10 protein-coding genes are annotated in these 13,655 nt (G+C 65.7%); 9 read left to right on the forward strand and 1 reads right to left on the reverse strand.

Features of this window, described 5'->3' with window-relative positions; genetic code table 11:
* Position 1 precedes the first annotated feature (1 nt).
* The 8 genes from KUW62_RS12950 (at position 2) to KUW62_RS12985 (ending at position 10,156) form a co-directional block, all read left to right on the forward strand.
* Positions 2-265 carry a sarcosine oxidase subunit delta gene (locus KUW62_RS12950; RefSeq protein WP_224815884.1) on the forward strand — a complete coding sequence of 88 codons (264 nt, stop codon included), beginning with the start codon at positions 2-4 and terminating at the stop codon, positions 263-265.
* Positions 262-3,189 carry a sarcosine oxidase subunit alpha family protein gene (locus KUW62_RS12955; protein WP_224815885.1) on the forward strand — a complete coding sequence of 976 codons (2,928 nt, stop codon included), beginning with the start codon at positions 262-264 and terminating at the stop codon, positions 3,187-3,189. Before KUW62_RS12950 ends, KUW62_RS12955 begins: the two co-directional genes overlap by 4 nt.
* On the forward strand, positions 3,182-3,727 hold the full coding sequence (locus tag KUW62_RS12960) for a sarcosine oxidase subunit gamma (protein WP_224815886.1): 546 nt from the start codon (positions 3,182-3,184) through the stop codon (positions 3,725-3,727). The genes KUW62_RS12955 and KUW62_RS12960 overlap by 8 nt, the downstream gene beginning before the upstream one ends.
* 290 nt (positions 3,728-4,017) lie before the next feature.
* A complete protein-coding gene (dnaG, locus tag KUW62_RS12965) occupies positions 4,018-5,964 on the forward strand; it encodes a DNA primase (RefSeq protein ID WP_224815887.1) in 1,947 nt (648 codons plus the stop codon).
* Between the two features lie 94 nt (positions 5,965-6,058).
* The gene (gene rpoD / locus KUW62_RS12970; RefSeq protein ID WP_224815888.1) at positions 6,059-8,071 is read left to right on the forward strand and encodes an RNA polymerase sigma factor RpoD; all 2,013 of its coding nucleotides are present in this window, start codon (positions 6,059-6,061) and stop codon (positions 8,069-8,071) included.
* A 656-nt stretch (positions 8,072-8,727) separates the two neighbouring features.
* Complete coding sequence (locus tag KUW62_RS12975; RefSeq protein WP_255599018.1) at positions 8,728-9,105, forward strand: HlyU family transcriptional regulator; 378 nt, start codon at positions 8,728-8,730, stop codon at positions 9,103-9,105.
* Positions 9,106-9,134: 29 nt separating this feature from the next.
* A complete protein-coding gene (locus tag KUW62_RS12980) occupies positions 9,135-9,626 on the forward strand; it encodes a thiol-disulfide oxidoreductase DCC family protein (protein ID WP_224815889.1) in 492 nt (163 codons plus the stop codon).
* Positions 9,626-10,156 carry a DUF4166 domain-containing protein gene (locus KUW62_RS12985; protein WP_224815890.1) on the forward strand — a complete coding sequence of 177 codons (531 nt, stop codon included), beginning with the start codon at positions 9,626-9,628 and terminating at the stop codon, positions 10,154-10,156. Before KUW62_RS12980 ends, KUW62_RS12985 begins: the two co-directional genes overlap by 1 nt.
* A gap of 2 nt (positions 10,157-10,158) precedes the next feature.
* Here KUW62_RS12985 and meaB read toward each other — a convergent pair whose 3' ends face one another.
* Positions 10,159-11,151, reverse strand: a complete 993-nt coding sequence (gene meaB, locus KUW62_RS12990) for a methylmalonyl Co-A mutase-associated GTPase MeaB (protein WP_224815891.1) — start codon at positions 11,149-11,151, stop codon at positions 10,159-10,161.
* A gap of 93 nt (positions 11,152-11,244) precedes the next feature.
* Here meaB and hrpB point away from each other — a divergent pair, with 93 nt between their 5' ends.
* On the forward strand, positions 11,245-13,653 hold the full coding sequence (hrpB, locus tag KUW62_RS12995) for an ATP-dependent helicase HrpB (RefSeq protein WP_224815892.1): 2,409 nt from the start codon (positions 11,245-11,247) through the stop codon (positions 13,651-13,653).
* The last annotated feature ends 2 nt before the right edge of the window (positions 13,654-13,655 follow it).

Raw genomic sequence — 13,655 nt, forward strand, 5'->3', positions numbered from 1 at the left:
TATGCAAATCCCCTGCCCCCTTTGCGGTGATCGAGACCTGCGCGAGTTTTCCATCCGCGGCCATGCGCTTGGCGCCAAGCGGCCCGAAGGCGAGACGTGGAGCGCGGATTGGGACGATTTCATCCACAATCGCGACAACCCCGCCGGCCGGACGGAGGAGTTGTGGTTTCACGGCGGTGGCTGCTCTGCCTGGCTGATCGTGGACCGCGATACCGTCACGCATGAGGTGTTCGGCGCGCACCTCGCCTCGGAGGGCGGGCAATGAGGCTGGATGGCAAGGGCCTGATCGACCGTGACACGCCCGTCCGGTTCCACTTCGACGGCAAGGCTTACGAAGGCTTCAGGGGCGACACCGTCGCCTCCGCCCTGCTGGCCAATGGCGTCAAGCTGATGGGCCGCTCGTTCAAGTATCACCGCCCGCGCGGCGTGATGACCGCCGGGTCGGAAGAACCCAACGCCCTGATCCAGGTCGGCGCGGGCGACGCGATGTTGCCCAATGTCCGTGCGACGGTGCAGGAGATCTTCACCGGTCTTGAGACGCGCAGCCAGAACCGCGTCGGCCCCCTCGACCGCGATCTGATGAGCGTGAATGACCTGCTGTGGCCCTGGCTCGGCGCGGGCTTCTATTACAAGACGTTCATGTGGCCCCGCGCCTTCTGGGAAAAGGTCTATGAACCGACGATCCGCCGCGCCGCAGGCCTAGGCCGGATGACGAAGGGCGCCTCCCCCGAGGAAAGCGAACGCGCCTTCGCGTTTTGCGACGTGCTGGTGATCGGCGGCGGCCCGGCGGGCCTGATGGCGGCACTGACCGCGGCACGCTCCGGCGCGGACGTGATTTTGCTGGAGGAGAGCGCGGAACTGGGCGGGCGGCTCCTGTCCGACGGCGAGGATGTCGACGGCCTGCCCGGCCCGGTCTGGGTTCAGGACATCCGCGACGCCTTGGAAGAGACCGGTCGCGTCCGCATCATGACGCGCACCACCGCAACCGGAATCTATGACGGCCTCACCTTCGGCGCGGTGGAGCGGGTCGGCAACCACCTGCCGCGCGCGCAAGATCTTCCACAAGAATGCTTCTGGCGCATCCGGGCGGGTCAGGCCGTGCTCGCCGCAGGCGCATTGGAGCGCCCCATCGCCTTCCCGATGAATGACCGCCCCGGCATCATGCTCGCCTCCGCCATCCGGACCTATGTGAATCGCTACGGCGTCACGCCCGGCGAAAACGTGACGCTCTTCACCACCAACGATGACGCGCATCGTACGGCGGTGGAACTGGTAGATGCAGGGATCAAGGTCACGCTTCTCGACAGCCGGGTCGGGACGGAGGCGAAGGGCGATTACCGCGTAATCGACGGCGCGCAGGTGATCGGCACCACGGGCCGCCGCGCGCTCACGGAAATCACCTACCGCACCGCCTCCGGCACCCATAAGCTCGAAACGGATTGCCTTGGCGTGTCGGGCGGCTGGAACCCCTCCGTCCACCTGACTTGCCACACGGGCGCGCGGCCTGTCTGGGACGAGGCGATCCACGCCTTCGTCCCCGCTCAAAACGCGATCAAGGGTCTGCATGTGGCGGGTGCATGCACCGGCGCGTTCTCCACCACCGACGCCCTGACACAAGGCGTGGAGGCCGCCAGCGCGGCCCTCAAGGCTCTCGGCAAACGGGTCCGCAAGCCGGATCTGCCCCAAGCCAGCGACGAGGCAGGCACCACCTCCGCGCTCTGGAGCGTCGAGGGCAAAGGCCGCGCCTGGCTCGATTTCGCCAATGACGTCACAACCAAGGACGTCAGGCAATCGGCCCGCGAGGGTTTCAAATCCGTCGAACATATGAAGCGCTACACCACGCAGGGCATGGCACCGGACCAGGGCAAAAGCTCCAATATCGGCGCGCTGGCGGTGCTGGCCGATGCCACCGGCCGCGGCATTCCCGAGACCGGAACCACCACCTACCGCCCGCCCTTCACGCCCGTGGCGCTTGGCACGATGGCCGCAGGCGCGCAGGGCAAGGGCTTTTCGCCCGAACGCTTCACAACCTCCCACAAGGCCGTCACCGCGCGCGGCGCGCCGATGATCGAGGCGGGCCTGTGGTATCGCCCCTCCTACCTGCCCGCGCCGGGTGAAACCCACTGGCGCCAAAGCTGCGACCGCGAGGTCAATATGGTCCGCAACGCCGTGGGCGTGGTCGATGTCTCGACCCTTGGCAAGATCGAGATCATGGGCAAGGATGCCGGGGCCTTCCTCGATTTCTTGTATACGAACATGTTCTCCACCCTGAAGCCGGGCCGTGTCCGCTATGGCCTGATGCTGCGCGAAGACGGGCACGTCATGGATGACGGCACCACGGCCTGCCTCGGCGAGGGCCACTACGTCATGACCACGACCACCGCCGCCGCCGGGCAGGTCATGGCGCATATGGAATTCGTCTCTCAGGTCCTGCGCCCCGATTGGGACGTGCGGTTTGTGTCAGTGACAGAGCAATGGGCGCAATTCTCCGTCGCCGGGCCACGGGCGCGGGACCTGCTCAACGGCGTACTCGACACGCCCATCGACAATGACACCTTCCCCTTCATGCAATGCGGCACCGCCCGCATTCACGGCATCGACGGCCGCCTCTTCCGCATCTCCTTCTCCGGCGAACATGCCTATGAGATCGCGGTGCCAAGCACCTATGGCGACGCGCTCTACCGCGATCTGGTTGCCCGGGCCGAGGCGCTTGGCGGCGGCGGCTATGGGATGGAGGCGCTGAATGTCCTCAGGATCGAGAAGGGCTTCATCACCCATTCCGAAATCCACGGGCGGGTGACGGCCTTCGATATTGGCATGCAGGGCATGCTGTCGAAGAAGAAGGATTTCATCGGCAAGGCGGCAGCCACCCGCCCCGGCCTGCTGGAGGAGGATCGCGAGCGGCTGATCGGCCTGAAACCGGTAGGCGCGGTCAAGGAACTCACCGCCGGGGCGCACCTGTTTGAACAAGATGCCGAGGCCACGCGCGTCAACGATCTGGGTTATGTCACGTCCGTCGGGTACTCGCCCACGCTGGGGCATTTCATCGGGCTGGGGTTCCTGCGCGACGGGCCAAGCCGCATCGGGCACCACATGAAAATGGTCGACCATCTGCGCGGCGTGACGGCGGAGGTTGAGATCTGCGATCCGGTGTTCCTCGAGCCGGAAGGAGGACGCGCCCGTGGCTAATCTGACTGCAAAGACCGCCTTTGACGACCTGCTGCCGATCACAAATGGCGATGTGACGCTGAGCGAAATCCCCTTCGATACCATAACCTGGGTCGCGCCCTACAACGGCAAGGCTGCCGCCGTTTCCAAGGCGTTGGACAAGCAGATCGGGGCGGATTTCCCCGGACCGAACCGCACAACCTGCAGCGCCGATGCGCGGGCGGTCTGGACCGGGCCGGAGCAGGCCTTCGTCCTCGGCAAGCCGCTCAAGCCCATCACCGGGGCCGCGATGGCGGATCAGACCAGCGCCTGGGCCGCCTGCGCCCTCGAAGGGGATCACGCGGCGGAGGTTCTGGCCCGGCTGATGCCGATCGACCTGCGCGAGGAGGTCTTCGCCGTCGGCCATGCCGCGCGGACGGTTCTTGGCCACATGAACTGCGTGCTGATGCGCACGGGCGCGGCGCGCTACGAGATCATGGTGTTTTGGTCCATGGCATCCACCTGCGCCCACGAGATCGAACGCGCGATGCGGATGGTCGCGGCGCGGGCAGACGCCTGAGCGCAGTCCGCCAAGCCGACGACAAAAGCGGGTTAACAGCGGCGCAGCCGCCCCGCTATCGACGGGCCGTCTGGCGGCCTGTCGATTTGGATGCGCTTGATGCATCCTTCGTTGGGTGGAGGGGCTTGGCTGGGATCAAGTGCTCCGAACCGGCGTTGGATCGACAGTCCCCGGCCCGTCGATAGCGGAGCTCCACGACACACACCCAATTCTCCAACCCGTCCAACCGGTTAACCAAACGCCCGTTTCGCCATCTGGACACTCCCCCGGCGCGCCCCGATATTGGTCCCATGAGCCTGCCCCCCGGATTCCTTGATGAGCTTCGAAACCGCACCTCGCTGGCGCAGGTCGTAGGCCGCAAGGTCGTCTGGGACAATCGCAAATCCAACCAGGCCAAGGGCGACATGTGGGCGCCCTGCCCGTTCCATCAGGAAAAGACGGCCAGCTTCCACGTGGAGGACCGCAAGGGCTTCTATTATTGCTTCGGATGTCACGCGAAGGGCGACATGATCTCTTTCGTACGCGAGACGGAGAATGTGGGATTCATGGAAGCCGTCGAAATCCTCGCCCGGGAAGCCGGCATGACGATGCCCGAACGCGACCCGAAGGCGCAGGAGAAGGCGGATCGGAACGCGGAATTGGCGAAAGTGACGGAGGCCGCGGTTTCCCATTTCCGCCTGCAACTGAAGACCCAGGCGGCGGCCGAGGCGCGCGCCTATCTGGAACGGCGCGGCATGGACGAGGCGACGCTGGATCGGTTCGAGATCGGCTTCGCCCCCAATGCCCGCGACGCCACCTTTCAGGCCCTGACCGGCAAGGGCCTCAACCCCGAGCATCTGGTCGAGGCGAACATCGCCGCGCAACCCGACGATGGTGGCGCGCCCTATGATGCGTTCCGCGACCGGATCATCTTCCCGATCCGCGATCCCCGCGGCCGCTGCATCGGGTTCGGTGGCCGGGCGATGGACCCGAACGCGCGCGCCAAATACCTGAACAGCCGCGAAACCCCGCTCTTCGACAAGGGCCGCGCGCTCTACAATCACGGCCCCGCGCGGGAAGCGGCGGGCAAAGGCCAGCCGTTGATCGTGGCCGAAGGCTACATGGATGTCATCGCGCTGGTGAAAGCCGGGTTCGAGGCCGCCGTCGCCCCCCTCGGGACGGCGATCACCGAGGATCAGCTGCGGCTGCTCTGGCGCATTTCCGACGAACCCATCGTGGCTTTGGATGGCGACAAGGCGGGGCTGCGGGCGGCGATGCGGCTGGTCGATCTGGCCCTGCCCCTTCTGGAAGGCGGCAAGTCCCTGCGTTTCGTGATCCTGCCCGAAGGCCAGGACCCCGATGATCTGATCCGGGCGCGGGGCGCGGGCGCGATGCAGGCGCTGCTCGACAAGGCCATGCCGATGGTCCACCTGCTCTGGCAGCGGGAAACGGAGGGGCAGGTCTTCGACAGCCCCGAACGCCGCTCCGCCCTCGACGCCCGCCTGCGCGAGGCGCTCAAGCGGATCGGTGATCCCGGCCTGCGCCGCCACTACGCCGATGCGATCGCGGAGATGCGCCGCGCGCTGTTCCGTCCGCAATGGAACGGTCCGCAACGGCGGGGCGGACGGCCGGGCCAGTGGAAGGGCCGTGGTTTCGCCGAGGCTCAGGCCCCGCTGGCCGCCACCCGCGCCAAGGCCGGCGCCCTGAACGGAGAGGTTTTGCGCACCGGGCTGATCATCGCCACGCTGATCCGGTTCCCCGACCTCATCGACGCCTATGAAGCGGAACTGGACCGCCTGTCACCGCGCAATCCCGACCATCGCGCGCTGGCCCGGCACCTGCTTGGCACCACAACCCGCGACCCAGGCACGCTTTTCGACGAAATTTCCGCCTCTCCCCTGCGCGCGGCTCTTGAAAGCCTGATGGGGCTTTCCCACTTGGCGATCACACCGTTCCTTCTGGGTGAGGGCGATCCCGACCGTGCGGCCACTTGCCTGGCCGAGGAATTCGTCAAAATCGACGCCGCTCGCGCGATCGAGGAGGAGATGGTGGAAGCCGCCCAGGACTTGGGCGATGTCACCGATGACGAGGATCACACGCTTGCCTTCCGCCTGACCGAGGCGGTGCGCGGAAAACACGCCGCGCTGCACCCCAAGGGAGAGGAGAATGCAGAGCAATTCGGCGAAACCGCCGAGGCACGCTCTGCCTTCCACCAGTTGCTCTCCTCCGCCGGACAGGGCAAGAAAACAAGGAACTAGGCCTTTCCGAATCACTGATTCGGGTTAGAGTCAGTTGCAGATGCAAGGAAACGACTCACCCCGAATCGTTTTCAAGCCCAAGGGAATGGACCGCATGGCCAAAGACACCGACGATCGAAAACAGGACGGCGACGACCAGGAACTTGGTCTCGACATGAGCCAGACCGCCGTCAAGAAGATGATCGCCGACGCCCGAACGAAGGGCTACATCACCTACGATCAGCTCAACACGGTCCTCCCGCCCGAACAGGTCTCCTCCGAACAGATCGAGGACGTGATGTCGATGCTCAGCGAGATGGGCATCAACATCATCGAGGATGAAGAGGCCGAGGAAGGCGAGGACACCAAGGGCTCCACCGATGTGGTGGAAACCTCCGGCTCACGCGAAGTGGCCGTCGCCGCGACGGAAACGGAGAAGCTGGACCGCACCGACGACCCCGTGCGCATGTACCTGCGCGAGATGGGTTCCGTTGAACTCCTCTCGCGCGAGGGGGAGATCGCGATTGCCAAGCGGATCGAGGCCGGGCGCAACACGATGATCGCGGGCCTGTGCGAAAGCCCGCTCACTTTCCAGGCTATCACGATCTGGCGCGACGAACTTCTGGACGAAGACATCTTGCTGCGCGACGTGATCGACCTCGACACCACCTTCGGCCGCCAGATGGGCGAGGAAAGCGACACCCCCGTGGTGCAGCCGGGCTCCAACCCCGCGCCCGCCCCCGGTGCCGCCCCCGCCGCCGCGCCCGAGGCCAAGAAGGAAGAGCCCGAGCAGGAACTCGACGCCGACGGCAACCCCATCCAGAAGGATGAGGACGAGGATGAGGACGAGGCCGCGAACATGTCGCTGGCCGCGATGGAGGCCGCGCTGAAGCCGCAGGTCCTTGCCACGCTCGACCGCATCGCGGGCGATTACATCAAGCTCAGCGAAATGCAGGACAGCCGGATTTCGGCGACCCTTAATGAGGATGACAGCTTCTCCGCCAAGGCCGAGAAGGAATATCAGCACCTGCGCTCCGAGATCGTGGAACTGGTCAACGAGTTGCACCTGCACAACAACCGGATCGAGGCGTTGGTCGATCAGCTTTACGGCATCAACCGCCGGATCATGTCCATCGACTCGTCCATGGTGAAACTCGCCGACCAGGCCCGCATCAACCGCCGCGAATTTATCGAGGAATATCGCGGGCAGGAACTTGATCCCACCTGGATGGAGCGCATGGGCGAGAAGTCCGGGCGCGGCTGGCAGGCGCTGATGGAACGCTCCTCCGGCAAGATCGAAGAATTGCGCGGTGACATGGCCCAGGTCGGCCAATATGTCGGCCTCGACATCCCCGAATTCCGCCGCATCGTGAACCAGGTCCAGAAGGGCGAGAAAGAAGCCCGCCAGGCCAAGAAGGAAATGGTGGAGGCCAACCTGCGCCTCGTGATTTCCATCGCGAAGAAATACACCAATCGCGGGTTGCAATTCCTAGACCTGATCCAGGAAGGCAACATCGGCCTGATGAAGGCCGTCGACAAATTCGAATACCGCCGCGGTTACAAGTTTTCCACCTACGCGACGTGGTGGATCCGTCAGGCGATCACGCGGAGCATCGCCGACCAGGCCCGCACGATCCGCATCCCGGTCCACATGATCGAGACGATCAACAAGCTGGTTCGCACCGGCCGCCAGATGCTCCACGAAATCGGCCGCGAGCCGACGCCGGAAGAACTGGCCGAAAAGCTGCAGATGCCGCTGGAGAAGGTCCGCAAAGTGATGAAGATCGCCAAGGAGCCGATTTCGCTGGAGACGCCGATTGGCGACGAGGAAGACTCACAGCTTGGCGATTTCATTGAGGACAAGAACGCCGTCCTGCCGCTCGATTCGGCCATTCAGGAGAACCTGAAAGAGACGACGACGCGGGTTCTGGCGAGCTTGACGCCGCGTGAGGAGCGGGTTCTGCGGATGCGCTTCGGTATCGGTATGAATACGGACCACACGCTTGAGGAAGTGGGCCAGCAGTTCAGCGTGACCCGCGAGCGTATCCGGCAGATCGAGGCGAAAGCGCTGCGGAAGCTGAAGCATCCGTCGCGGAGCCGGAAGTTGCGGTCGTTCTTGGATCAGTAGAAAATGGCCAAGTCTGACGCCGCCGTTTCGCAACTCATTCATGATTTGGTTGGCCTGATTGAGGCTAAGCATCTTGCTACGAGTCAAGCAATTCAGCTCTTGGCCTACGCGATTGAGCAAATGAGGCGACCCGGCTTCCAGTTGGATAGGCCAATGAGCTAGACAAGTTGCGTCTCGGCAATGAGATGATGACGGACGATAACGATGTATTCCGGCAGCGTGTTTCGGAAGCACTCGGCGAGTTAATTTCGAATCTGAAAGACGAATAGCGCCCGACGTCGCGTTTAAATTGGGATCGACCAAGCCGCGGTACGGACAGGAGCACGCCAAGCTTCGCACATTGTTCCCTAGGGCGGGTTAACAGCGGCGCAGCCGCCCCGCCATCGTCGGGCCTCCCCACGGCCCGGCGATTTGGCTGCCGCACCCACTCCGCCCGTTAAGTCACAAAGACCTGGCCACCATAAACTGCCAAACACGACCTGTCCGGATCGCCGCACCGAGGCCCGACACCGCCTTGGCTCATCAATCCAGCTTGACGCCGATCGTCGCCGAAAAACCGCTGCGCCATCTGCCGTAGCGCGGATCGGAAGCCGCAACCGCCAAACATGCTTAATCAAACGTAAACGAAATTCTGTTTATCGAATGATTCCAGCATCTTGACCCACTTGTGCACGCGTGCACAAGCGCCTCATCTTCCCCTCCCCACCCCATCGCGCTACCTTCCCTCGCAACCCGAACGAACCGGAGCGCCGCCCATTTCCTTCCTCTCCAAGCTTTTCGGTGGCGGCTCCAACGCCGCCAAATCTTCCACCCCCGCCGAGGAGCATGAGGGCTACCGGATCTACCCTGCCCCGACCAAGGAAAGCGGCGGCTACCGGATCGGCGCGCGGATCGAGAAGGATATCGACGGGGAGACGAAGGTGCACCACCTGATCCGGGCCGATCAATGCCAGTCGCCGGAGGAGGCGGAGAAGATTTCCGTCCTCAAGGCCAAGCAGATGATCAAGGAACAGGGCGACGGGATCTTTCGTTAGGCCGACCCGGTGACCTTGCGCCGCATCCCATGGCCGCGCGGGCACGCTACCGTCGGGTCATGGCCAAGGTCTCCGATCTTCCCCCATCCTTACAGGCGCGTCTGGCAGGCCGCGACCTGATCGTTTTTGACGGCGAATGCGTACTCTGCTCCGGCTTTTTCCGCTTCATCACCCGCGTGGATCGCGCCGAGCGGTTCCATTTCGCCCATGCCCAATCCGCCCTTGGCACGGACCTGTTCATCGCGCTCGACCTGCCGACCGACGACTTCCAGACCAATCTCATCATCGTCGACGGCGTGATCTACACCCATCTTGACAGTTTCGCCGCCGCGATGCGGGCGCTTGGCTGGCCCTACCGCGCGCTCGGTGTGGTACGCATCTTGCCGGGACCGCTGAAGACCTTCCTCTACAACCGCATCGCAAGGAACCGTTATGCGTTGTTCGGGCGCTACGACATCTGCATGATGCCCGAACCGGCGCTGATGGCCCGGTTCATCGACCGCGGAACGGAGGCCGCCTGATGCTCTATCCCGATGCCATGGGCGCCGCCTTTGACGACTTACCCGAGGCGTTGCAGGTGTTTCATGCGGTGGAGGACAGTCACCTCTACAAGGGTCTCGTCACGGTCAGCCATGGCGGTGCATTGGCGCGCCGGGTCGCGAAATCGGGCGGGATGCCGGGCAAATCGGGCGAGATGCCCTTCAGCTTCCGCGCCACCCGCGACGGCGATCATGAGATTTGGGAGCGGAACTTCGACGGGCACGTGACCCGCTCGCTGCAATGGCTTCACGCGCCGGGGGTGGTGGCGGAACGGGTCGGGACCAGCGAATTCCTGATGGCACCCGAGGTGCGGGATGAGCGTTTGCACATCCCCATCACCGGGGTGACGGCATTCGGCCTGAAACTTCCCCCCGGTGTCCTGCGCAGTTGCGAGGGGGTGGAGCATGTGACGGAGGATGGCGGGATCGCCTTCGATGTCCATGCGGAGGTGAAGGGGCTGGGGCTGATCATCCGCTACCGCGGTGTGCTTTACGGGCCGGTCGAGGGCTGAAATCAGTCGGGCGGCGCGCCCACGCCGAGGCGTTGAAGGATCTCCCGCGCCGCGGCGCTTGGGGTTGCCGTCCCCTCCGCCACGTCGCGCGACCGCTCCGCCATTGCGGCGCGCAGGTCGGGATCGTCGCGCAGTTGCGCCAGAAGCCCCTCCCGCACTTCGTAATCGAACCAATGGGCCGCCTGCGCGGCGCGGCTGTGATCCCAATGCCCCTCGTCGCGGCGCCATTGGGCGAGGGCCTGCATCTCCGCCCATGCCTGGGTAAGGCCGCGCCCTTCGGTGGCGGAGACCGCCATGGCTTTCGGAAAATCCTCCGGATCCTGGGGCCGTTTGCGCAACAGGCGCAGCGCCCCGGCGTAGTCCGCGACCGTCCGCGTCGCCGTCGACTTCAATTCGCCATCGGCCTTGTTGATGAGGATCAGATCCGCCATTTCCATGATGCCGCGCTTCACCCCTTGCAGCTCATCCCCGCCTGCGGGCGCAAGGAGTAGCACGAACAGGTCGCACATCTGGGCCACCATCGTCTCGGACTGGCCGACGCCCACGGTCTCGATCAGGACCACGTCGAAATTGGCGGCTTCGCACAGGCTGATCGCCTCCCGCGTGCGGCGGGCGACGCCACCCAGTGCGGCGGAGGAGGGCGAGGGGCGGATAAAGGCCCCCTTCTCACGGCTGAGGCGATCCATGCGGGTCTTGTCGCCCAGGATCGACCCGCCCGAGCGAGCCGATGATGGGTCGACCGCCAGAACCGCGACCGTCAGGCCCGCCGCGATCAGTTGCATTCCGAAGGCCTCGATAAAGGTCGACTTGCCGACCCCCGGTGTCCCCGACAGACCGATGCGCAGGGACTGCCGGTTGAGCCCGCGCAGCCGCTCCAGCAGATCCGCGGCCTCCGCCCGGTGATCGGCGCGGGTGCTTTCCACAAGCGTTACCGCGCGCGCCAGCGCCCGCCTGTTGCCCGCCGCGATCTGGTCTGCAAGCTCCACCACATTCATCCTTGCGCTGCCGTTGCGCGCAGTTGAACCCGGTGCGGCCCCGGCTGTCCAGCCGTTGACGCCCAAGCGCCCGCCACCTATCGCAGGGGCATCATGGACCTTCCCATCGACGCCATCCTGCCGGAGCTTCTGGGCGCCCTTGCACACGAGGGCCGCGCGGTCCTGCAAGCGCCGCCGGGTGCGGGCAAGACGACGCGGGTTCCCCTGGCCCTGCTGTCTCGGGTCGAGGGGCGCATCCTGATGCTCGAACCGCGGCGTCTGGCCACCCGTGCGGCGGCGGAACGGATGGCGGAGACCTTGGGGGAACGTGTCGGGGAGACTATCGGCTACCGCGTCCGGGGTGACAGCGCCGTGGGGCCGCACACCCGGGTGGAGGTCGTGACCGAGGGCATCCTGACCCGCATGGTGCAATCGGATCCGGAGCTTGCGGGCGTCGGCGCGGTGATCTTCGATGAATTCCACGAACGCTCGTTGAATGCCGATCTCGGCCTTGCCCTCACATGGGAGGTGCGCGGGGCCCTGCGCCCGGATCTGTGGCTCGTCGTGATGTCGGCAACGCTCGACGCTGCACCGGTGGCCGCAATGCTGGACGATGCGCCACTCATCTCCTCCGACGGGCGGGCGTTCGAGGTGGAGACCCATTGGCTGCCCAAACCCCTTCCCACGGATACGCGGCTGGAACGGGCGGTGGCGGATCAGGTGCTGGACGCCATGGCGGCCCATGCTGGGGGCTGCCTCGTCTTCCTGCCGGGCGAGGGCGAGATCCGGCGCTGTGCCGCCGCGCTGGAAGGGCGATTGCCGGAAGATGTTCACCTGCGGCCGCTTTTCGGGGCGATGAAACTGGCAGATCAGCGCGCCGCCATCCGGCCGGAGGCGCAGGGGCGCAAATTGGTGCTGGCCACATCCATCGCCGAGACCTCGCTGACCATCGAGGACATTCGGATCGTCGTGGATGCGGGCCGCGCACGGCGCGCGCGCTTCGATCCGGGGTCGGGCATGGCGCGGCTGGTGACGGAGCCGGTCAGCCGGGCGGAGGCCGCGCAGCGGCGGGGCCGCGCGGGCCGCGTTGCACCAGGCGTATGCTACAGGCTGTGGACGAAAGGCGCAGAGGGTGCACTACCTGCTTTCCCACCCGCAGAGATCGAGGCGGCGGACCTTGCGCCCCTGGCGCTGGAACTGGCGCTTTGGGGTGCGGATGATGGGCTTGCCTTCCTGACCCCGCCACCCGAGGGCGCACTGGCGGAGGCCCGCGCGCTTTTGCGGAGCCTTGACGCGCTGGACATTCAGGATCGGATCACCGCCCATGGCCGCCGCTTGGCGAGCCTGCCCCTGCATCCGCGGCTCGCCCATATGCTGAGCATCGGCGGGCGCGGGACCGCGCGTCTGGCAGCGCTGATGTCGGAACGCGACCCCATGCGGGGCGCGGGCGTCGATCTGGCCAAACGCCTGAAGGCGCTGGACAATCCCAAGGCCTATCATGCCGATCCCGGTGCCATCGCGCAGATCCGGGCGGAGGCCAAGCGCCTGCAGAAGTTCGAGGGCGGCGCGCCGCGCAATCCCGGAGCGCAAGCGGCCCTGGCCTATCCCGACCGGATCGGATTGCGCCGCAAGGGCAGCGATCCGCGCTATGTCCTGTCGGGCGGCAAGGGTGCGGTCCTGCCCGATGGCGACACGCTTGGCGGGGCGCGGCTGATCGTGGCGACGGATCTTGACGGCAACCCGACGGAAGCGCGCATCCGCGCCGCCCTTCCGGTGACGGAGGCAGAGATCCGGGACGTGTTTGCCGGCCGGATCGCGTGGCACGATGTCTGTACCTGGTCCAAACGCCACCGCCGGGTGGAGGCGCGGCAGCAGGAACGCCTTGGCGCGCTTGTGCTGGATGACCGCATCTGGGCCGACGCGCCGCAGGACGCCATGACAGGGGCGCTGTTGGACGGGATACGCGACCTCGGCATCGGCGCGCTTGGCTGGTCGAAACGCGCGCGGCTGTTGCGGGCACGGGTGGCGTTTTCGGGCCTGCGGGACGTGTCGGACACGGCGCTGCTGGACAATCTGGAGGATTGGGCCGCGCCTTTCCTTCATGGGATGAAGACGGCGGCCGACCTGTCCCGGTTCGACCCCGCCCCGGCCCTGGAGGCGTGGCTGGGTTGGGACCTGCTGCAGCAGGTGGGCAAGCTGGCCCCGGACCATTGGCAGACGCCGTTGGGTCGGAAAGCGGCGATAGATTACTCCGGCGATGCACCGGAAATCGCGCTTCGCCTGCAGGAGGTGTTCGGGACCACGACGCATCCGCGCATCGGACCGGACAAGCTGCCGCTCAGGATGGTGCTGCTGTCACCCGCGCAACGGCCCGTTCAGGTCACGAACGATCTGCCGGGGTTCTGGGACGGCTCCTACAGCGAGGTGCGCAAGGAGATGCGGGCGAAATATCCGCGCCATCCCTGGCCCGAGGACCCAAGACAGGCCGATCCGACCTTGCGCGCCAAGCCGCGCGGGACCTGACC

The sequence above is a fragment of the Hasllibacter sp. MH4015 genome (assembly GCF_020177575.1).
GTDB lineage: Bacteria > Pseudomonadota > Alphaproteobacteria > Rhodobacterales > Rhodobacteraceae > Gymnodinialimonas.